22 protein-coding genes are annotated in these 20,335 nt (G+C 34.5%); 15 read left to right on the plus strand and 7 right to left on the minus strand.

The window, feature by feature from the left end; genetic code table 11:
• Nucleotides 1–3 precede the first annotated feature (3 nt).
• From NG806_RS10420 to NG806_RS10465, 10 genes are all read left to right on the plus strand, one after another.
• Nucleotides 4–1,719, plus strand: a complete 1,716-nt coding sequence (locus NG806_RS10420) for an ATP-binding protein (RefSeq protein ID WP_261512980.1) — start codon at nt 4–6, stop codon at nt 1,717–1,719.
• A gap of 398 nt (nt 1,720–2,117) precedes the next feature.
• Nucleotides 2,118–2,282 (plus strand): hypothetical protein, encoded by a 165-nt coding sequence (locus tag NG806_RS10425; RefSeq protein WP_261512981.1) that lies wholly within the window; start codon nt 2,118–2,120, stop codon nt 2,280–2,282.
• Nucleotides 2,283–2,395: 113 nt separating this feature from the next.
• Nucleotides 2,396–3,358 (plus strand): S41 family peptidase, encoded by a 963-nt coding sequence (locus NG806_RS10430; protein WP_261512982.1) that lies wholly within the window; start codon nt 2,396–2,398, stop codon nt 3,356–3,358.
• Nucleotides 3,359–3,380: 22 nt separating this feature from the next.
• Entirely contained in the window at nt 3,381–3,854 is a 474-nt protein-coding gene (locus NG806_RS10435; protein ID WP_261512983.1) for a hypothetical protein, read from the plus strand.
• A 15-nt stretch (nt 3,855–3,869) separates the two neighbouring features.
• Nucleotides 3,870–4,622, plus strand: a complete 753-nt coding sequence (locus tag NG806_RS10440; RefSeq protein ID WP_261512984.1) for a helix-turn-helix domain-containing protein — start codon at nt 3,870–3,872, stop codon at nt 4,620–4,622.
• A 21-nt stretch (nt 4,623–4,643) separates the two neighbouring features.
• Nucleotides 4,644–5,795: an FAD-dependent oxidoreductase gene (locus NG806_RS10445; protein WP_261512985.1), complete on the plus strand. Its 1,152-nt coding sequence runs from the start codon at nt 4,644–4,646 to the stop codon at nt 5,793–5,795.
• 168 nt (nt 5,796–5,963) lie between these two features.
• Nucleotides 5,964–7,277, plus strand: coding sequence for a DUF389 domain-containing protein (locus NG806_RS10450; RefSeq protein WP_261512986.1), 1,314 nt, complete (start codon nt 5,964–5,966; stop codon nt 7,275–7,277).
• A 96-nt stretch (nt 7,278–7,373) separates the two neighbouring features.
• Nucleotides 7,374–7,931 (plus strand): YdeI/OmpD-associated family protein, encoded by a 558-nt coding sequence (locus NG806_RS10455; RefSeq protein ID WP_214829156.1) that lies wholly within the window; start codon nt 7,374–7,376, stop codon nt 7,929–7,931.
• Nucleotides 7,932–7,938: 7 nt separating this feature from the next.
• Entirely contained in the window at nt 7,939–8,604 is a 666-nt protein-coding gene (locus tag NG806_RS10460; RefSeq protein WP_261512987.1) for a hypothetical protein, read from the plus strand.
• Between the two features lie 116 nt (nt 8,605–8,720).
• Entirely contained in the window at nt 8,721–9,530 is an 810-nt protein-coding gene (locus NG806_RS10465) for a TraB/GumN family protein (RefSeq protein WP_261512988.1), read from the plus strand.
• Nucleotides 9,531–9,611: 81 nt separating this feature from the next.
• Here NG806_RS10465 and NG806_RS10470 read toward each other — a convergent pair whose 3' ends face one another.
• The 3 genes from NG806_RS10470 to NG806_RS10480 form a co-directional block, all read right to left on the minus strand.
• Complete coding sequence (locus NG806_RS10470; protein WP_261512989.1) at nt 9,612–10,172, minus strand: cysteine hydrolase family protein; 561 nt, start codon at nt 10,170–10,172, stop codon at nt 9,612–9,614.
• Between the two features lie 11 nt (nt 10,173–10,183).
• Nucleotides 10,184–11,449, minus strand: a complete 1,266-nt coding sequence (locus tag NG806_RS10475) for an MFS transporter (protein WP_261512990.1) — start codon at nt 11,447–11,449, stop codon at nt 10,184–10,186.
• Between the two features lie 85 nt (nt 11,450–11,534).
• Nucleotides 11,535–12,149, minus strand: a complete 615-nt coding sequence (locus tag NG806_RS10480) for a TetR/AcrR family transcriptional regulator (protein WP_261512991.1) — start codon at nt 12,147–12,149, stop codon at nt 11,535–11,537.
• A gap of 202 nt (nt 12,150–12,351) precedes the next feature.
• Between NG806_RS10480 and NG806_RS10485 the strand changes: the two genes are divergently transcribed.
• From NG806_RS10485 to NG806_RS10505, 5 genes are all read left to right on the plus strand, one after another.
• A complete protein-coding gene (locus NG806_RS10485; protein ID WP_261512992.1) occupies nt 12,352–12,954 on the plus strand; it encodes a suppressor of fused domain protein in 603 nt (200 codons plus the stop codon).
• Nucleotides 12,955–12,963: 9 nt separating this feature from the next.
• Entirely contained in the window at nt 12,964–13,260 is a 297-nt protein-coding gene (locus tag NG806_RS10490) for a hypothetical protein (protein ID WP_261512993.1), read from the plus strand.
• A 36-nt stretch (nt 13,261–13,296) separates the two neighbouring features.
• Nucleotides 13,297–13,932 carry a LysE family translocator gene (locus NG806_RS10495; RefSeq protein WP_261512994.1) on the plus strand — a complete coding sequence of 212 codons (636 nt, stop codon included), beginning with the start codon at nt 13,297–13,299 and terminating at the stop codon, nt 13,930–13,932.
• Nucleotides 13,933–14,022: 90 nt separating this feature from the next.
• On the plus strand, nt 14,023–14,397 hold the full coding sequence (locus tag NG806_RS10500) for a hypothetical protein (protein ID WP_261512995.1): 375 nt from the start codon (nt 14,023–14,025) through the stop codon (nt 14,395–14,397).
• A 98-nt stretch (nt 14,398–14,495) separates the two neighbouring features.
• Nucleotides 14,496–14,630, plus strand: coding sequence for a hypothetical protein (locus NG806_RS10505; protein ID WP_261512996.1), 135 nt, complete (start codon nt 14,496–14,498; stop codon nt 14,628–14,630).
• Nucleotides 14,631–14,721: 91 nt separating this feature from the next.
• Here NG806_RS10505 and polA read toward each other — a convergent pair whose 3' ends face one another.
• The 4 genes from polA to NG806_RS10525 all read right to left on the minus strand — a co-directional run bounded on the left by polA (nt 14,722) and on the right by NG806_RS10525 (nt 20,334).
• Nucleotides 14,722–17,547 carry a DNA polymerase I gene (polA, locus tag NG806_RS10510; protein WP_214829136.1) on the minus strand — a complete coding sequence of 942 codons (2,826 nt, stop codon included), beginning with the start codon at nt 17,545–17,547 and terminating at the stop codon, nt 14,722–14,724.
• Between the two features lie 113 nt (nt 17,548–17,660).
• Nucleotides 17,661–18,161, minus strand: coding sequence for a hypothetical protein (locus NG806_RS10515; RefSeq protein WP_214829134.1), 501 nt, complete (start codon nt 18,159–18,161; stop codon nt 17,661–17,663).
• 7 nt (nt 18,162–18,168) lie between these two features.
• The gene (locus NG806_RS10520) at nt 18,169–19,827 is read right to left on the minus strand and encodes an ICP22 family protein (RefSeq protein ID WP_214829132.1); all 1,659 of its coding nucleotides are present in this window, start codon (nt 19,825–19,827) and stop codon (nt 18,169–18,171) included.
• Nucleotides 19,828–19,938: 111 nt separating this feature from the next.
• Nucleotides 19,939–20,334 carry a hypothetical protein gene (locus tag NG806_RS10525; RefSeq protein ID WP_214829130.1) on the minus strand — a complete coding sequence of 132 codons (396 nt, stop codon included), beginning with the start codon at nt 20,332–20,334 and terminating at the stop codon, nt 19,939–19,941.
• Between the last annotated feature and the right edge of the window lies 1 nt (nt 20,335).

Genomic DNA, 20,335 nt, shown 5'->3' on the forward strand with positions numbered 1-20,335 from the left:
GTAATGAAACTTAAAACTAAACTCACACTAGGCGTAGGTCTTTTATTTTTGCTGATCGTTTTACTATCAGTGATAGGCTCTGTATACATCAATAAATTAAAATCGGATACAGAGAAAATTCTTACTGCAAATTACAACAGCTTAGAATATTCTAAAAATATGCTGATCGCCTTAGACAGGATGAGTACAGACAGCGTTGTTTCCGTAAGGGATTTTGAAAAAAATAATGCTTTACAGGAAAATAATCTTTCAGAAATTGGTGAAAAAGAAATCACTCAGAATCTTAAGATCCATTTTGGCAGCTATTTGAAGCAACCAGATTTTAAAAAAGAAAAGCTCATTCGTGAAGATTTAGTAAAGATCATGTCTTTAAATATGAAAGGGATTGAACGAAAAAGTGATACCGCAATAATCACTGCTGAACGTGCCACATTCTGGATTGTAAGTTTAGGAACGGTTAGTTTTCTGATCGCTTTTATTCTCTTATTTAATTTACCACAAACCATTGCGGAACCAATTAATCAGCTCACCTTTAGTATTAAACAGATCGCCAATAAAAATTATAATGAAAGAGTTCATTTTAAAGGAAGCGAAGAGTTTAGTGACCTTGCGAATTCTTTCAACATCATGGCTGAGAAATTACAGGAATATGAAAGTAGTACGCTTTCTACGCAGCTGATGGATAAAAAACGTATTGAAACACTTGTCAACAATATGCACGATGCCGTTATTGGTCTTGATGAAAATAATTTCATCTACATGATCAATGACGAAGCTTTGAATATCACCAATCTTCGCAAGGAAGAAATTATTGGAAAAACAGCGCATGAAGTTGCTGTAAACAATGATCTGGTCAGGGAGCTTCTTAAAAATATGGATCATCCGGTAAAAGATCCGATCAAAATTGTTACGGATAATAAAGAAAACTACTTTGAACAGGAAATAGTTCCCATTAATATTGCAAAAACGGGTGAAAAAGAGAAAAAATATATTGGAAAAGTAATCTTGCTACGAAATATTACTCCTTTTAAGGAACTTGATTTTGCAAAGACCAATTTTATAGCTACTATTTCTCATGAGCTTAAAACACCAATTGCGGCAATAAAAATGGGTGTTCAGCTTTTAGGAAATCAAAAATTTGGTGAACTGAACGGTCAACAGCAAGAGCTTCTTAAAAGCATCAATGATGATGGCCAGCGTTTATTAGATATCACAGGGGAACTTCTCAACCTATCACAAGTTGAAACTGGAAATATCCGCCTGAATATTAAGAGTTGCTCTCCCAAAGAGATCGTTCTTACTGCCATTAAAAATGTTGAAAAACTAGCTGAGCAAAAACATATTGCTATTACCACAAACTTTCTTTTAGGTGATGATGATTTTGTTTCTGCAGATTTTGATAAAACGGTTTGGGTAATGAATAATTTCCTGAGCAATGCTATTAAGCATTCTTTTCAAGATGAGAATATTCAGATTTTGGTTGAAAAATCAGAAGCAGTCATTCAGTTCAGTATAACAGATACCGGAAGTGGAATTGATGAAAAATACCATCGTCAGATTTTTGACCGCTATTTTCAGGTTCCCGGTGAGCACCAAAATGGAACAGGTCTGGGATTAGCTATTTCAAAAAACTTTATTGAAAAACAGCACGGTGAAATCGGAGTAAAAAGCTCTCCGAATCAGGGAAGTACTTTTTATTTTGAATTGCCTTTAGCTTAAGTTAAAATTTTAAGATAAGATTTCATAAATTTGGTTGTTATAAATTAATAACCAAATTTAGCTTATCAATTAAGGTAATAATGAAAGAAATCCATTTTTATTCAAGTAAAATTAAGAGCTTATTTTTACTTTTGGGTTCAATTGGTTTTTGTTTATTACTCAGTCAATTTTATAGAAAGTTAGGAAATGAGGGCTTGGGTAAAACTATTCTATTCTACTTTGCATTCACTATTTTCATTTTTTCATCCATCTTTTCAATGTTATTACTATTGAGAAGAAAGCCATTATTAAGTATTACTGACACAGAAATTATTATTTATTATTTATTGAGAAAATCTGTTTCAGTAAAATTTAAAGAAATTTCAAAATTTTTTACATCTAATACGAAATTTCGAGGAATGAAAACAACTGAATACATCAATATCGTTATTAAGTATCCTAAAAATGTTCCACAGAAAAAATTTCCCGTATATTCTAGTGCTCAAAATATGATACAGACTGATATGTTGAATATTAAAACGAGTGAATTACTAAAAATATTAAATAAAAAATTGAATAGCTAAAAGCTCTTTCCAATTTTAGATAAATTACAACCAGTCCCTTATCATTATTAAAAACCATTGCTTTCCCATATTATAAGTATCTTGGTTCGCTTAAAAGCTATTGGTAATTACTTATGAAAAAAATTCTATTATTTGCTTTGTTGAGCTTCATTTTCACCCACAAGGTTTACGCTCAAGAAACTCCTGCCTCCTATGTTGAAAAAGCCATTCAGATTATGGAGCAAAATTCCGTTAATAAAAAAAGCATCGATTGGGCAACGATCAAAAAAGATGCTTTGAAGACTGTTCAGGAGAAAAAGGAAATTAAGGAAACCTATCCTATCATCAGAGATATTTTAGAAAAATTAGGTGATCACCATTCAAAATTATACGAACCAGAAGTTGTTGCCGACTATTTAAAAAGACATCAAGATGTAGGACTGCCATTTCCATATCCTAAGGATAGTCTAATTGACAAGAAAATAGCTTATATCTCCGTTCCTGCTATTGCTAACTTCAACCAGGAAGATTGGAATGAGTATGTACATTCGTTTTATGATAAGGTGAAAAATTTAGATAAAAGCAACCCAACGATATGGATAATAGATCTTAGAAATAATGAAGGAGGCATGTTTTCACCCATGTTAAAAGCAATTTATCCATTTTTAGATGCTGAAAAGGTAGTTGGTTCCATTGATAATTCTGAAGGAGCCAGTTTTTATTCTTATAAAAATTCAGATATCTACTTTGGAAAGCAAAAAATAGCAAGTATTCCAATTCCAGATATCACATTAAAAAATAAAAACAAACCTATTTACATTTTAACAAATAAAAGAACGGCAAGTTCAGGGGAATTTGTTGTGGCAAGCTTTGTCGGACAAAAAAATGTAAAAATAGTGGGATGTAATACAATGGGATTGACCTCTGACAACTCCGAATTTAAATTGCCTGACAATGCTTTTCTGGTTCTTACTACTGGAACTCTCATCAACAGACAAAAATACGCATATAAAGAAGTTGGAAAGGGGATTGCAGCTGATATTGAAGTGAAAAGTGATCAATTGAGTGATTATATCGATAGAATTAAAAAATTATAAAGTTTAATTTAAAAATAAATTCATGCATAAATTAAAAATTATTTCAACTGTTTTATTAATACTAGCATTCAATTCTAAGATTCTTGCTCAGGCATTCAAGTTAGATGAACTGGAAAAGTTCAATCAATTAAGTATGGATTCATTTAAAAATGAGATCAAAAAACTTAATTACAAATATTATGACAAAACAGAAAGCTCTGAATTTACTTTATATGAATATGACAGCAGCGATTATCAATATAAGATTGGAAAATTTCAATATACAACCGATAAATCATCAGACAGAATAGAGTTTCAGTTCAAAGCAAAAAATGAATATAATCAATATCTAAAGGCAGTTACCGGTTTAGGATATAAACAAACTGAGACCGGAAAGATACCGGGAGGAGAAACCTATGTTGATTATTTTAAAAACAAAGATCACATCAGACTCATTTCCCCTAAGACTGGAGAACCTAACGATCCATATACTATTTTGATTTTTAAAAAGCTTTAATATCTGATAGGTTTCATGAATGATCTGATGTATACATCCTCTGCTCCACCCGTTTCTCTTAAAGACTTTGTTGAGAGTTTCTGGATGCTGGATAATCCATCGGAAAATAAAGAAGTCGTTCTTTTACCCGATGGAAGGATAGATATCATATTTTCACAGTCCCCAACAGAGCCTTTTCATATTGTTCTTTTAGGAATCGGAAGCCACCCGGAAGAAATAGTTATTGCTGAAAAAACCAAAACCTTTGCTATAAGCTTTAATCTACTGGCTACGGAATATATCCTTCATGAGAGTGTATCCGATCTTCTGAACTATGCGAAAAATCTACCTATCGATTTTTGGGAATTCAGTGCGAATGACATATCGGATTTTGACCAATTCTGTATAAAAGCATCCAAGAAAATAGAAGGTGAACTTTCGAATCAAAAAATTGATGAACGGAAACGAAAACTTTTTGATCTTATCTATTCCTCGAATGGTGCCATCCCGATCAAAGAACTGTCAGAAAAGGTGATATGGAGCGAACGACAGATCAACCGGTATTTTAATCAGCAATATGGTATTTCCTTAAAGGCTTATTGTGGAATTCTACGCTTCAGAGCTTCCTTTAAACATATTAAAGAAGGAAAACTATTTCCCGAACAAAACTTTAGTGACCAGTCTCACTTTATTAAGGAAATCAAAAGACTTTCAGGATTTCTACCCAAAGAACTCAGTCAAAACAAAAACGACCGATTTATACAATTTTCCGTCCTTCCCAAGAAGTAATTTTGCATCATAATTTTAAAGATGATGATTACACAAAATAAAAAAATAGCCATTATTGGCGGTGGTCCGGGAGGACTTACTTTAGCAAAGCTTTTACAACTTAAAAATGTTCAGGTTCATGTCTATGAGCGTGATAAACATAAAGATGTCCGTGTACAGGGTGCTACTTTGGATCTGCATGAAGAATCAGGATTGGAAGCACTTCGAAGAGCAGGATTAATGGATGCCTTCAAAGCAAATTACCGACCTGATGCAGGGAAATTAAAAATTTTAGATAAAGATCTTAATCAATATCTCAATGAACATGATTCAGGGAGCTTTCATGATGAAGATCGTCCGGAGATCGACAGAGCACCCCTTAGAAAAATTCTATTGGAAACATTGGAACCAGAAACGGTGATTTGGGATAGTCAGTTTGTTTCTATGGAAAAACAGGAAGGTGGTTGGATTTTACATTTCAAAAACGGTAAATCCTACTATGCAGACATCGTTATTGCTGCAGATGGAGCTAATTCAAAAATACGTTCTTACATCACAGATGTTCAGGCAATATATTCTGGTGTCACAATTATTGAAGGTAATATTTATAATGCACAAATGAATGTTCCAAAGCTTTGGGAACTTGTTGATGGAGGAAAAATTTTTGCCATGGATGAGGAAAAGACTTTATTATTCAGCACCAAAGCAGATGGTACACTGACCTTTTATACCGGATGTAAGGTGAATGAAACCTGGGCACAGGAATCCGGAATTGATTTCAGCAATAAAGAACAGATCTTTGAATGGTTTAAAAAAGAATATGAAACATGGAATGATATCTGGCAGGAATTATTTGAGACCAATGATTCTTCATTTGTGGTACGTCCTCAATATCATTATCCTCTAGATCAAACCTGGGAAACACTACCAAATTTAACGATGCTTGGCGATGCTGCCCATCGGATGCCACCATATGCAGGAGAAGGGGTTAATATGGCAATGCAGGATGCCTATGAACTGGCAGAATGCTTAACAGACGGGAAATCTGAGGATGTTCAAACTGCTCTTTCCTGTTATGAAAAGCAGATGCAAAAAAGAGCTTCTGAGATAACTAAAATCACTTTAGACAATACTGTCTTGATGCATTCTCCTAAAGCAATTGAAAATCTGATGAAGATGTTTAGTGGTGAATAGAAGATAAATCCTGGAGCTGATGTTTATAATGGGACGTTGTTTTTAGTATTTAAAGTGTTATTTTGCATTTTTATTTATTTTTGGAATTAATTCTCAAACATATATATTTGCGAAAAAGTAGATTGAATTAACACTTTATTCTACCTTATTATTTTAACACATAATGAAATGAGAAAAACAATTTCCAATTTTTTAAACCTCCATATTGGGGAAGAAAATCCAACAATTGTTCTTGAAAATGTAACGAGTAATGTATCCTTCAGAGGTGCTAATCTCTGGATTCTGGCTTGTGCCATACTTATTGCTTCTGTAGGACTCAATGTAAATTCAACGGCAGTAATTATTGGTGCGATGCTGATCTCCCCTTTGATGGGTCCTATTGTAGGAGCAGGTTTTGCATTAGCGACTTTTAATTTTAGTTTATTAAAAAAATCAATGAAAAATTTGCTGATCGCTACGGTGGTCAGCTTAACGGTTTCCAGTCTGTATTTTTATTTAAGCCCTTTTAAAGATATCCAGTCCGAGCTGTTGGCAAGAACCTCACCTAATATCTATGATGTTCTGATTGCATTTTTTGGTGGAATTGTTGGGGCAGTCTCCATAACACGAATTGAGAAAGGAAACCCAATTCCGGGAGTTGCTATTGCAACAGCTTTAATGCCGCCATTGTGTACCGCAGGCTTTGGTATTGCAACGGGCAATTGGTCTTTTGTCGCTGGGGCATTCTATCTCTATACAATCAACTGCTTCTTCATCTGTATTTCTACATTCCTGATTATCAAGTTCCTTAAATATCAGGCAGTAGAAACTACTAATAAAGCTTTTGAAAAAAGGATCCGTTATGGAATTTCAATATTGATCATTGTGATGATCGTTCCCAGTTGTTATTTAGCTTACAACTTACTTAATCAGAAAAAATACAATCAAAATGTTGAAAACTTTATCGATAATGAGTTTTCAAAGAAAGGATATACCGTGATTTATAAAAAAGTAGATTATAATAGTAATCCAAAATTGATTGAACTTGTTTTTTTATCTACTAAATTTGATAGCACGGAAATAAAGAACTTCAATTCTTCATTACAAGATTTCGGAATAAAAAATACCAATCTGGTCATTAAACAAAACACCAGCGACATAAAAAAGGAAATTCTAAGTGAGATCAATCTTCAAAAAACAAATATCACCGAAAAAGATCTCCAGGTTAATGAGTTGAAGAATGAATTGAATATATATAAAATGGATAATCCTGAATTGGTAAAAGAAGTGAAAATCCTTTTCCCGGAAGTCCAGGAAATGGCCATCGGAAAACTTCAAAATTATATCACAGCTGATTCAACAAGTTTAGAGACTGCTTTTATATATCAATCCGAAACTAAGATAGATGAAAAAAAACTGAAAGCATGGTTAGCTAACAGGCTAAAAACAAGTAATATTATTTTGTTTAATACAACAAAAGATACGAGCAAAAAGAAAAAATGATAGGGACTTTTAATAGATTAAAAATAGATATGCGAATGAAATTTCATTCGCCTTTTTCATATAAATAATTTGAGTAAATTAGGATAAATAATATCCATGGAAGCACTTTTTTTCGAAACACCCAAAGAATTCAGAAAATGGCTGGAGAAAAACCATACTACAGAGACAGAAGTCATCGTAGGCTTCTATAAAGTTGGGGTTAAAAAACCATCCATGACCTGGTCTGAATCCGTAGATCAGGCTTTATGTTTTGGCTGGATCGATAGTGTAAGAAGATCCATAGATAAAGACAGCTACTGTAATCGTTTTACACCACGAAAACCGACAAGTATCTGGAGTGCCATCAACATAAAAAAAGTTGAAGACCTGACCAAAGCCGGATTAATGACACCAGCAGGTCTCAAAGCATTTGAATTAAAAAAACAAGAAAAAACCTCAATGTATTCTCACGAAAGAGAACTTGCAAGCCTTAGTCCTGAATTTGAGAAACAATTTAAAGACAATAAAAAGGCCTGGGATTTTTTCAACAACCAGGCTCCTTCTTATAAAAAGGTAATGCTACACTGGATTATGTCTGCCAAGCAGGAAAAAACACAGATATCAAGATTAGAAAAAACGATCAGAGAAAGTGAACAAGAAAAACGAGTAGTCTAATATTTCCATGGAAAAAACATTTAAACTAACAGGCGGTGCAAGAATCGGCCTTGCCAATGCTACCTATCCTTTTGCAGATCTTTATGTTGATGAAAACATATTGAAGATCAATGCCTCTCTTGTGGGCAATCTAGTTTTTCAACCGCAGGATGTTATTTCTATTCAGCCTTACACCTCTATTCCGTTAATTGGTCAAGGTATTAAGATCAATCATCGAGTGGAAAATTATAATTCAAATGTTATTTTCTGGACTCTTAAAAATCCGGAAACAGTCATAAATGAAATTAAGAGTACTGGATTTTTAGAAAACAAAAATTCTACACTCATTTCAAGGGATTCCAAAATTATAGAGCAACAGATACAGGGTGGATTTCCTTTAAAACCTTTTGTTTCTGTTTTTTTTATTGTTGCCTGGAACGCTTTTTTTATTTCTGATTTCTTTCCCATTTTCAGAAACGGAACTTCCCTGCCAGTATTTCCTGGCCCGGGGGTATGCTCTGCTTTGGGATTTATTTTTATTTCGGCTATACTTTCGTTAGTATCATCTGGTTTCAGAAGATTTATCTTAAAAGAAGGACGAAGTTTCGAAGACATTAAAAAACTAGCTATTTTCATATCGTTGATTACCGGTTTCATGTTAACCGTCTTTTTAGCCATTGGTTTTTCAAATTAAATCTGTAAGGTTAAACTTATTGTATATTTTCTGATTAAACCTGTCCACTCCAAAGCTTTTCCATACTTTAGCCAAATTAAAATCTATTAACCAGTTTATTAACTCTTACTTAATTTATGAAATATATTATTGCATTTAGTCTTTTCATATTTAGCCACACTTATTTTTCCCAAGATAAAACGGAGATCTATGTGATCGGAAATATCCATCAGAGCGTTCCCAATTATAATCCACCCATTTTATTAGAAATCCTGGAGAAAATAAAACCAGATATTATACTGCACGAAGTAGATAGCAAAGGAATGGAGGAGTATGAAAAGGCGACTGAATTTAAAGAAAACGAAATTACTGCCAGTACTCAGTATTTTAAAAAATATCCTAAAACACTGCGGGCTTCATTTGATTTTGAAGGAAGAAATCAATACAGGAAAGACAAAGGAATGGTTCCTACAGATAATTTAGCGGTACAATTAATTGACAGTTTATATAAAACTAAAAGTCTGGATGCAGCAGACACGAAAATATATGAGAGTTTTATTAACACAACTGAAGAATTAAAAAAAGTTGCTGAATTAGCTCCTAAGAATTTTAACAACGCTGAAAACGATAAAATTTGTGAGAAAAGACAAAACGAGCAATACCATGAATTGACTAAAATCACTGACAAAAGACCTGAATTTGCTAAAAGATTTGTTACCAAGCCCAATGGAGAAAAAATAAGCTATAGAGAAGGATTTAAATTGATGTCCGGATTCTGGGATCTTAGAAATCAAACGATGGCTGCTAATATTTATAAAGTGGCAGCACAAAATCCAGGAAAAAAAATAGTTGTTTTAACTGGTTTCTTACACCGCTATTACATTATTAAGCAATTGAAAAAAATAAACGATCTAAAATATGTGATCAAAGAGTTTTATGATCTGTAAAAGATTCTTGCTAAAGATGTTTTTTAATAAAATCAGAAAATAAAAGACCAGATTGCTTATCAGTAATCCGGTCTTTTATTTTTATTTGATCCAACGATCAAGGCTGATAACCTCTGCTTGGGACCGAAAAACTTTGGTGGTTAATACCTGATGAATTTCAGGATCCTTATCCTCACAACAATCTTCAATTACCGTTAACTGATAATCTTTATCTGCTGCTTCCCGGAGTGTAGAAAGAACCACTCCTGAAGTACTTATACCTGTAAGCACAAGATGCTGAATTCCCTGCCCTCTTAATACGACCTCCAAATCACTTCCTGTAAAGGCACTGAAGCGACGTTTTGTTACGATGACCTCATCATTATCAGGCTTTACATCCTGATGGATTTCCTGCCATTGAGCCACAAACTCCGGTGTCCACATATCCTTTCCAAATCTGGAAAAGGCTTTGTTAGACTCACTGATCTCAGGAGCCCCCGGTCGAAAGGAAACCACGACGTAAATAACAGGAATTCCGTTTGATCTCGCATGGGAAATTGCTTTTGAAACCTTATCAAGTAATGGCTTAGGGTCTTCAAGATTCTGTAAAATGGAATTTTGTAAATCCATAACTAATAAAGCTGTTTTGTTTGATTCTTGCATTTTTTTAAATATTAAATTGTTTTATTAGTGAATTCTTCCGTCTGTAAGGAAGATAATTGATCCTTTTTAGGAACAGCAAATAGTCTGTAAAAACATATAGCGATGAGAATAGCCAAAATCCCCTGAATCAATAGCGTATTACTGCTTCCAATATGTTCAGATGCATATCCTGTAAGTAAGCTGCCTAAAGGTAGCATTCCAAAAATAGCAGTGAGTAAAATACTGATTGCCCTTCCTTTCATATGAGGCGCAGCTTCGGATTGAACGATAATGTTACAGCTGGTCAATTGCATGACACTTCCGAATCCTGTTAGAACAACAAATAACATCGCCCAGTAAAAATCGGTAGTTTGAGAAAAAAAGATGAGACCAAGTCCTAGCACAACAGTACTGAGAACGAGATAAAACCGGAGCTTATCATTTCTTTTTAAGGAAGCCAGTAATATGGTTCCTGAGACGGCTCCCAATCCTATAAATCCAGAGATATAGCCGAAAGTGGAAGCACTCCCTTGAAAAGTTATTTTGGCAACTTCCGGAATTAAGGTATCATAAGGCAAAACCAATAATCCCATCAAAGAAAGCATAAGGATGACCAAACCGATTCTTGACTCATTTTTAAGGTAAACAATACCTTCTTTAAATTCTGACATTACTTTTTTGTTGGTTGTTTTCTTCTCATAAGCAGGAAGCTTCATCATGGAAAAGCAAACGATTACTACAATAAAACTTATAGCATTCATCACAAAACAGAAACCAACATTCCAGTGTTCCAATACAAAACCAGCCACTGCGGGTCCTAATACTTTACTTACGCTTGCTGTCGCAGAACTGAGAGATAGTGCACTTGGAACATCACCGTCCTCCCTAACCACCTGACTGATCATGGTCTGTCTTGCCGGAACATCAAAGGCATTGATAATCCCCAATACAACACTTAAAGCCAGGATTTGCCAAACAACGATATGATTGGTCAGAAATAAAAATGCCAATAATGAAGTCTGCAGCACCGCAGCAATTTGCGTCCATCGTATGATCGTACTTCGGTTGAAACGGTCTGCTGCCACCCCACCGGCAAATGAAAAAAGGAACGAAGGAAACTGTTCGGCAAACACCGTAACACCCAGCATAAAAGAAGAGTGGGTAAGTGAATAGATCAACCATACTATTGCCGTCCGCTGCATCCATGTTCCAAACTGTGATATAGAACGGCCTGCAAAATAATATTTAAAATTTTCACTTTTAAAAGCTCTGAATGTGCTTACGCTACTAATACTCATGGTACATTTTAATTCAATTAAGTTAAAACTTCAATCTAACTATTTGACAAAAAACATCAAAACGTCAAATTTTATTAAAAAAAATTTATCCTTTAATTTTCTCGACAATCATTCTGGCTAACATTTCAGCCCCTTCTTCCCATTGATCTTTATAATTTTCGCTTATCGATTCGCGACGGATACCACGAATACTGCTTAATAATACAAATATCAATGTATCCATAGTTTTCGAATCCGGCTCTGTAATATCACCTGCTTCTACTGATTCACTGATTACTTCTTTCAGTAATACCGTTTCAGAACGCATCATTCTCTGATGTATATCCCATATAATACTTGAATACTTGGAACGTTCTTCCTTATCCATATTTGCTTCAATAGTTGAAATAAAATTCCTCGTTTTGTTGAAACCTTTTACCTTCGCAAAGCAGAATGCCTGAATACGCGATTCTAATGTTTTCTCTTTATAGATAATCTTTTCAAGTTCACTTTTCACCTCATCCACAAGGGAAATCATTACCGCTTCGAAAAGCTCATCTCTATTTTTAAAATAATAATAAAGAGCACTTCTCGTCTTTCCCACCGCTTTCGCCACATCATCCATTGTCACTTTCTTAATACCATGACGTTGATACAGCTCCTGTGCAGTCTGCAAAATCTGACTTTTTAATAGTTCTTCCTGGGAAAGGGATTGGCTCATTTACTTTAATATATTGGAATCTGTTTCTGAAACATTTGACAAATTTACAAATTTTGTCAAAACAAAAATAATTTATTTGATATTTTTTTAAAATTTCAGAACTCATTCTTATTTATGGCTTAAAGCGTTTATCCTTAAAAAGATATAATTGAGTATATTCGTCTTGAGAATTAAAACCTGATCCAAATAAAAGACTAAAACCATGGGAATATTTGACTTCATGAAAAAGAAGGCAGGAAAAAAACTTCCGCCGGCAGAACAATATCTGAATCATCTTGACCGTATTTTTCAGCAAGAACCTGAATTGTATATGGAGAAAAGCCTCATAGAAGGTATTCCGGGTGTCACTACTATTGTGTATCGGGACATTCCTAAAAAAGGATATACAACAGCTTTCACTTATGGATTGTCATTGGTTCAGCATCCTGCCTGGAAAGTAGGCAGAGCAGAACTTTGCATTTCTGTCAGTTCACCTCGCTTAGATTGGGCGCAAGCTATGGGATATATTGCGAATAAACTTCGTGGAGACTGTCCTTTTTCTTATGGCCAACTTATCAATTTCGAAGAAAAGATAAGTGACGATTCTGAAATGGACGCATTTTTTATCTTTGCACCAAGTACAATTGATAAAGAAGACTATCTGCACATCGACATCGGAGCAGATTATAAGGTAAGTATCGCAAGTCTTTATCCGATGTACTCAGATGAGATCGAAGTTTATGAAAATATTGGTCTTGAAAAATTCTGGCATCATCCTAATTTTGATAATTATAAAGTGGACAGGAAGAAAATTAAAGGTGAATAAAAAGTAGGTATGAAAATACATCATTATGGATTTTGGATTTTTAAAGAAGGTCTCTTTGATCTTCTTGACTTTTTTCATAGAAAAATTAACTTACCCCTTACTGTCGATAATGAATTGGTCAAATATGAACTCCATTACACCGATGGCGAACAAAACCTTTGGTTTACACTTTTAATACATGATGTAATAACAATCAAAATAGCAAAAGATTCGAATGATAGGGATATTATATTTTTTAATATTGAGTATACAGATCTTGTAATCAGAGAGATTAAGGATTTGGAAGAATTTATAAATTCAAAGTAAATGGATCTCAATGATTTCTTATCTTTGCAATAAATTATGATTCCTATCCATGATCTTTTCTTCTTTCTCTTAGCCGCGTTTATTTTGGTCATAAGTCCGGGACCTAATATGATTTATCTGATTTCAAGATCCATTACACAAGGAAAAAAAGCGGGATTAACCTCACTTGCAGGTGTTGTCTGCGGTTTTTTATTTCACATTGTCATGGTTTCTTTTGGACTAACTGCAGTGTTGTTTGCTGTACCTTATGCTTATATCGTTTTAAAAATTCTGGGAACAATATATCTTTTATATCTCGCTTACCAGGCTATTAAACCAAACGGTAAAAATATCTTTGAAGTAGATAAAAATATGACAGCAGATGGACCTAAAAAATTATTTGCAGTCGGTTTCTTAACGAATGTTCTCAATCCAAAAGTAGCTGTTTTCTATCTGTCCTTTTTTCCTCAGTTTATAAAACCTCAGTACGGTTCTATCTTTACACAAAGCTTAGAGCTTGGATTAATACAGATTTTCACAAGTTTTACGGTCAATTTCATTATTGTTTTAACGGCAGCAAAGGCAGCTTCATTTTTTGCTAAAAATCCTATCTGGATCAAAGTGCAAAAATGGTTTATGGCGAGTGTGCTTACCTTTCTTGCTGTGAAAATGGCGTTTTCGAAAGCGAAATAGAAAGAAGGCTCTTAGAATTCTTAATAGTTATGGGAACCCGTAATTTTTTTTTGATTTCAAGATATTTTTGAGCATTGAAAAATAAGAATTATGTCATCAATTAAGTGCCCAAAATGTCAAAGTAACATAAATGACACCATAACCCAATGTACCAATTGTGGTTATTTCATTAAAAGTCATTTAGTAAATACAAATGTTCAAAATCCGGATCAAATAAAGAAACAAAGTAATGGATGTGGTATTGTTGTGTTACTCTTCTTTGGATTTTTGTTTTTATTTTTTTTAATAAAACAGTGTTCGAAGGCAGAAAATAACATAGATTATTCCAGCAAAATTGACACTAAACTATCAAAAGAGGATAGTATTAAAAATCAAGCAAGAATTGATAGTATAGGTAGAAAAGAAAAAGCCGAAGAAGAAAAGTTCTTGAAAACAAAGGCCGGAATGGTCAAAAGAAGATTGTAAGAACATTTCTGAACGTAAGATCTGGATTGGAATGCATTATGAAATGCTTGTTTACATGAGGGGAAGGCCTGATAATGTAAATACTTCAAATTATGGAGATGGACAAAACTATCAAGCTTGTTGGCATGACTATGATCCTTCTTGTTTTTACTTTGATGAAAGCCAAATCATTACTTCTTACAACTAAAGCTCAGACGTTATACGAACAGAGCATATTGATCAAAAGCTATTAATAAATAGATGTTCACAGTACCTCAGTCCAATATAAAAGAAAAAATGCTGAATAAACTTCAGCATTTTTTATATCATTAATGGAACTTAATTTTAATGTGCTTCCAGCCAGTTGTTCCCTACTCCAACTTCAACCAATAAAGGAACCTGTGTTTCAATGGCACTTTCCATTTCTGTTTTGATTAGTTTTGAAGCAACTTCAATCTCGTCAATTGGAGATTCAAATACCAATTCGTCATGTACCTGAAGTAACATTCTGGTCTTAAGTTTTTGTTGGTCCAGTTGCTGATCAATTTTGATCATTGCCATCTTTACTACATCAGCTGCACTTCCTTGTACTGGAGCATTAACAGCATTTCTTTCTGCGTGGCCTCGTACAACGAAATTGTTAGAGTTGATATCTTTTAGGTGGCGTTTTCTGCCTAAAATAGTTTCCACATAACCTATCTCACGTGCGTTTTTCACCTGCTCGGCCATATATTCTTTCAACTTTGGATAGGTCTCAAAATAGGCCTCGATCATCTGCTTAGCTTCTGATCTTGATAAGCCAGTTTGTTCAGCCAATGCAAAAGCACCCTGACCATAGATGATTCCAAAGTTTACCGTTTTAGCCTGACTTCTTTGTGTTTTTGAAACTTCCTCTAAAGGAATTTTAAACAATTTTGCCGCTGTAGAAGCGTGAATATCTTCACCATCCTGGAATGCTTTGATCATATTATCTTCCCCGGAAATTTCAGCGATTAAACGAAGTTCAATCTGTGAATAATCGGCAGAGATAATTTTCTTTCCTTCTCCTGAAACAAATGCTCCACGAATTTGTTGTCCTCTCAGGGTTCTGATCGGAATATTCTGCAAATTCGGATTCACACTTGCCAAACGACCTGTTGCCGCAGTTGTCTGAGAGAAATTGGTATGTACACGCTCATCCTTATCAATCTGAGATGGCAACGCATCTACATACGTTGATTTCAGTTTCTGATAAGTTCTGTATTCAAGGATATATTTTATAATTTCATGCTTTGAAGACAACTTTTGTAAAACATCTTCAGAAGTTGCATACTGTCCGGTTTTAGTTTTCTTAGCTTTTGGATCGAGCTGCATTTTTTCAAATAAAATTTCACCCAATTGTTTTGGCGAGTTCATATTGAATTCTTCACCAGAAAATTCAAAAATCTTAGACTCTAATTCTCTTAGATCATTTTCTAAATCAATACTTTCCTGAGCCAGCCACTTTTCATCGAGAGAAATTCCTTCAAGTTCCATTTTAGCTAAAACTTCCATCAAAGGCATTTCTATTTTAAAGAACAGATCTTCCAGATTCTCTTTCTTCAATTGGGGAGCAAAAAGTTCATACAACTGGAAAGTAACATCTGCATCTTCCGCAGCATAATCCGTTTGTGTCCTTAAATCAGCATCCCTGAAAGTTCCCTGATTTTTCCCTTTCTTTCCGATAATGGTTTCAATAGAAACTGGCTTATAATTTAAGTACACCTCTGAAAGATAATCCATTCCATGTCTCCCATCCGGACTCAGAAGATAATGGGCAATCATCGTATCGAACATTGCTCCTTTTACAGTGATGTCATATTGTTTTAAAATTTTATAATCGAATTTCAGATTATGGGCTACTTTCAGTAAATCTTCTTTCTCAAAAAACGGTCTGAAAATCTCCAATGTCTGTAGCACCTCACCTTTATCTTCTGACAAAGGAATATAATAGGCCAATCCTTTTTTATAGGAGAAGCTCATTCCTACCAATTCAGCTTCCAACTCGTTTAAAGAAGTTGTTTCTGTATCGAAACAAACCACTCTTTGTTTCAATAAATTATTAACAAGAATTTTTTGAGCTTTTGGATTATCGACGAATTGATATAAGTGCTCATTATGTTCTATAGTTGCTTTTGTAGAAGTTGCCTGATCGAGCTCTTCATAAGTAGCAAACAGATCAAGCTGGGTAACCTGACCTTTAACAATAGTTCCTTTTGATGTTTCAGATACCTCAACCTCTGCGACTACTACAGTTTCTGTAGGAGCAAAAGCACGATACAGATTTTCATACAATCTTCTGAATTCTATTTCATCAAAAACTTGTTTTACTTTTTCAAAATCCGGAGTTTCAAGGTCGTATTGTTCCTGATGGAATTCGATTGGAGCATCACAAATAATGGTCGCTAATTTTTTAGATAAAATTCCTCTTTCTGCCGAAGCTTCTATTTTCTCTTTTAATTTTCCTTTTAACTGATGAGTATTAGCCAGAAGGTTTTCAATGCTTCCATATTCTTTAAGGAATTTCATAGCTGTTTTTTCTCCTACCCCTTCCAATCCCGGAATATTATCCACAGCATCACCCATCATCGCAAGAAAATCAATGACTTGTTTTGGATCTTCAATTTCATATTTGGCTTTCACTTCCTCTACACCCAGAATTTCAATATCTCCACCTTTTAAACCCGGTTTATAGATTTTAATTTTATCTGTAACCAGTTGGGCAAAGTCTTTATCAGGAGTTACCATGAAAGTAGTATATCCTTCTTTTTCCGCTTTACAAGCAATAGTCCCGATCACATCATCAGCTTCGTAACCTTCTACTCCTAAATTAGGAATATGCATCGCTTCTAAAATCTTATGGATATATGGAACAGCAATTTTAATAGCTTCCGGAGTTTCACTTCGATTGGCTTTATAGTCGGCATAATCATCAGTTCTTACACTTGCTTTTCCAACATCAAACACAACGGCTAAATGGGATGGTTTTTCTCTTCTGATCAATTCGATCAAAGAATTGGTAAAACCAAAAATAGCAGAAGTATCTACTCCCGTACTCGTTAGCCTTGGATTTCTAATTAATGCGTAATATCCTCTGAAAATCATCGCATAAGCATCGATGAGAAATAACCTTTTATCTTGAGTTGCGTCCATATTTTCTATAATGAACAAATATAAGAAAATAGGAATATTTATGTTCTACAATTTGAGTTTTAAAAAATAAAAAAAAGACCTTAAATGAGATCTTTTTATTTAATTCTTCTTCCTTATGGATTGTAATTCAGATATGGATTATTGATTTTAAATTCATAATTAAATAGTTCCTCATTGGAAAGTTTTAAAAGGCCTTTAATATACTCAGGCAAAGATTCACCAAATTTGTTATTATAGGAACTCGTTTCCTGAATAGCACCGTTGCTCATTTCTACCGATTTAAGATAATCATTATTATAAACTATACTGACTACTGCTATGTTCCCATTTTCATCATATTCTTTTGAAATACCAAACATCACGTTTCCTCTGTTTTCATTGGTTTGTTCTATATCCCCGTTTGAATTATAAAGATGCTCAATTCCATTTTTATAGCCATTCTTATATTCAGCCTCAGATTCTATATCATCATTAAATCTCACATAAATCTCACCAGTAAAAGGTTTTTTGAATTCTTCATCTAAAAAATAGATAGCATATCCGTTAATATCATTTTTAGTGTATAAACGGTCATCAATATCTTCAAATCTGAATTCTACATTATTATTAATCATAAATTTATTAATTATGTCCATGGGTGTTTATTCCATCAGTTAAGAATCCACAATGTGGGCATCTTACTTTAGGCGGTGGCGTTCCGCCATTATTTTTAATCGCATTATTTTGTAAATCTCTATTATGAAGATCCATCTCTCTGATTGAATTTTCATCCACTGGAAGCCCTGCTTCTCGTCTAGCTTTTAACGCCTGATCATAAGCTCTGATTTCTGAATGTGCGGCCAATCTGTTGTCGGCGGTTTCAGGAAGTTCTATCTCACCATTTTTAATTTTAGCCTCATATTCTGCGACTTTCTGTTTAATAAGTGGATCAGCACCTCCTAATTCTGGAGGATCACTTAGCCATTTTTCATAGGCAGCTTTACCTGTAACATTATTTTTAAAGTTTTGTCCATAAAAAGTTTTTCCAGTCACCGGATCATATACTCCGGATAAACAAGGCCCCCTTTCTTTCGCACTTTGAGTTTCTACAATTTCTTTAGCCTTAGCTTCAGTATCTGCTATTAATTTGTCACTTGGTTTTTGAGGGGTGCTTTCATAAGCATCTCCTTTTTTGTTTTCTCCAGAATTATTATGTCCTTCATCTCCTTGACCCTTATTTCCATTTGCACCCTCATCTTCTGGAGTCTTATTTCCTTCTTCTTTTGGCTGTCCTTCCTCTTCAGGGCTTTGATTTCCATCTTCATCTTTTGGTTGGCCTTCATCTTTATTGGTATTGTTACCATCTTTATCAGAAGGTGTATTTCCATCTTTATCACCCCCTGTATTAGGCTCTTCAATGGGAGCAGGTCCTTTTGCCCGTATATTAAGCAAATATAAGAAAAGAAGATAATCTGATGGATGTGCCTGTCCTGAAAATATACGCTTTCCCATACCTATTTCCGGTACGCCTCCGTTAACTAAAGCGGCTCCGGCATCTCCGGCATCCTGTACATTTCCATATGCGTGTTCATTGGCTAAAGAATTAAGTCCAAAAAGAGCTCTGCTTCCACCCCAGATCCCGGTGAAACTTCCGGCAACATTCGATAAAACACTTGAAAACGTTGGTGCTGCTATTGCTAATGATCCTCCAGCCAGACCTGATACCAGAAAACCTCCGGCACCGACTGCAGCGCCACCCAGTGCACAGCCTGCTAATTGAGTAACATAGTTAAAACCTCCTAAAGCCAAAGCATGACCCCAGCTTTTTATCTCCGGAGCAAATTTTACAACCCCTCCAATAGAACAGGTCATTGTTCTGTTTCCTGTAATACCCGGAGTACCTGTAAGAAGAAGGTTATCTTTACTTCCATCCCAGGTCCTGGCAGTAGCATTTTTTTGTCCACATTTCAATGCACCATCAACTGCGGCAATAACACCTCCAGCGACTCCTGCTGCGGCACCAATAGCCATCATTCCGATAAGACCAATGGCAGCAACTCCGCCTGTACCTACAATTAATGCTACAACAACCACAACGGCAACAGCCGTTAAAAGAGCTGCCCAAAGCATATTCTTTGTACATCCGAAATCTATCCAGCTGCTTGTAGCAGTATCTGCTACAGTAATGTAGACTTCGCCTGAACTTTTTTTATTACTTTTTCTGGTTCCTTGTAATTGAGCGGGCATTGCTCCACTGGAACACATCCAGAAATCTTTTTCTGTGATAATTTTGTTTCCCATTTCTGATCACCTTCCCCAATTAATGTTGTCTAAATTATATACAATTTTATCCTATCACTTATCTGAATGCAGATAAATTTTATATTCAATTCTTCCAAATTTGCTATGTTATTAGAAGATCAGACAATTCCTTACGTTCCCCAAGAACACTCTTTTATTAAGAAATTTTATTTTACTGTCTTCTATCTTATAAACGAGTCCAAAAGAATATCCGGAATCTTCATCTACATTATATACTTGAGAAACGATGGCATCGAAACTGCCATCATTAAGTTTAATATTATTTTTATAGATCAAAACGACTGTTTCTTCACCGATGTCCTCTATTTCTTCTTCTGCCATTTCTATAGCTTCATCCAAAGAATCAGCTACCATTTTTTTGATACTTTTTTCACCAAAGTAAATAAACGGGGAGAAATTAATACCATTTTGAATATTTTCAATGGCTACTTCTTCTGCTTTTTCCACTTCAGACTGTAACTCTTGTTCTAAATCTTCGAATTCCATG

Origin of the sequence: Chryseobacterium paludis (assembly GCF_025403485.1) — a bacterium.
Classification (GTDB): Bacteria; Bacteroidota; Bacteroidia; order Flavobacteriales; family Weeksellaceae; genus Chryseobacterium; species Chryseobacterium paludis.

Coding starts and splice junctions, on each gene's coding strand:
- NG806_RS10420 (WP_261512980.1), top strand. CDS start 4: ATGAAACTTAAAACTAAACTCACACTAGGCGTAGGTCTTTTATTTTTG.
- NG806_RS10425 (WP_261512981.1), top strand. CDS start 2,118: ATGAAAACAACTGAATACATCAATATCGTTATTAAGTATCCTAAAAAT.
- NG806_RS10430 (WP_261512982.1), top strand. CDS start 2,396: ATGAAAAAAATTCTATTATTTGCTTTGTTGAGCTTCATTTTCACCCAC.
- NG806_RS10435 (WP_261512983.1), top strand. CDS start 3,381: ATGCATAAATTAAAAATTATTTCAACTGTTTTATTAATACTAGCATTC.
- NG806_RS10440 (WP_261512984.1), top strand. CDS start 3,870: ATGAATGATCTGATGTATACATCCTCTGCTCCACCCGTTTCTCTTAAA.
- NG806_RS10445 (WP_261512985.1), top strand. CDS start 4,644: ATGATGATTACACAAAATAAAAAAATAGCCATTATTGGCGGTGGTCCG.
- NG806_RS10450 (WP_261512986.1), top strand. CDS start 5,964: ATGAGAAAAACAATTTCCAATTTTTTAAACCTCCATATTGGGGAAGAA.
- NG806_RS10455 (WP_214829156.1), top strand. CDS start 7,374: ATGGAAGCACTTTTTTTCGAAACACCCAAAGAATTCAGAAAATGGCTG.
- NG806_RS10460 (WP_261512987.1), top strand. CDS start 7,939: ATGGAAAAAACATTTAAACTAACAGGCGGTGCAAGAATCGGCCTTGCC.
- NG806_RS10465 (WP_261512988.1), top strand. CDS start 8,721: ATGAAATATATTATTGCATTTAGTCTTTTCATATTTAGCCACACTTAT.
- NG806_RS10470 (WP_261512989.1), bottom strand. CDS start 10,172: ATGCAAGAATCAAACAAAACAGCTTTATTAGTTATGGATTTACAAAAT.
- NG806_RS10475 (WP_261512990.1), bottom strand. CDS start 11,449: ATGAGTATTAGTAGCGTAAGCACATTCAGAGCTTTTAAAAGTGAAAAT.
- NG806_RS10480 (WP_261512991.1), bottom strand. CDS start 12,149: ATGAGCCAATCCCTTTCCCAGGAAGAACTATTAAAAAGTCAGATTTTG.
- NG806_RS10485 (WP_261512992.1), top strand. CDS start 12,352: ATGGGAATATTTGACTTCATGAAAAAGAAGGCAGGAAAAAAACTTCCG.
- NG806_RS10490 (WP_261512993.1), top strand. CDS start 12,964: ATGAAAATACATCATTATGGATTTTGGATTTTTAAAGAAGGTCTCTTT.
- NG806_RS10495 (WP_261512994.1), top strand. CDS start 13,297: ATGATTCCTATCCATGATCTTTTCTTCTTTCTCTTAGCCGCGTTTATT.
- NG806_RS10500 (WP_261512995.1), top strand. CDS start 14,023: ATGTCATCAATTAAGTGCCCAAAATGTCAAAGTAACATAAATGACACC.
- NG806_RS10505 (WP_261512996.1), top strand. CDS start 14,496: ATGGACAAAACTATCAAGCTTGTTGGCATGACTATGATCCTTCTTGTT.
- polA (WP_214829136.1), bottom strand. CDS start 17,547: ATGGACGCAACTCAAGATAAAAGGTTATTTCTCATCGATGCTTATGCG.
- NG806_RS10515 (WP_214829134.1), bottom strand. CDS start 18,161: ATGATTAATAATAATGTAGAATTCAGATTTGAAGATATTGATGACCGT.
- NG806_RS10520 (WP_214829132.1), bottom strand. CDS start 19,827: ATGGGAAACAAAATTATCACAGAAAAAGATTTCTGGATGTGTTCCAGT.
- NG806_RS10525 (WP_214829130.1), bottom strand. CDS start 20,334: ATGGAATTCGAAGATTTAGAACAAGAGTTACAGTCTGAAGTGGAAAAA.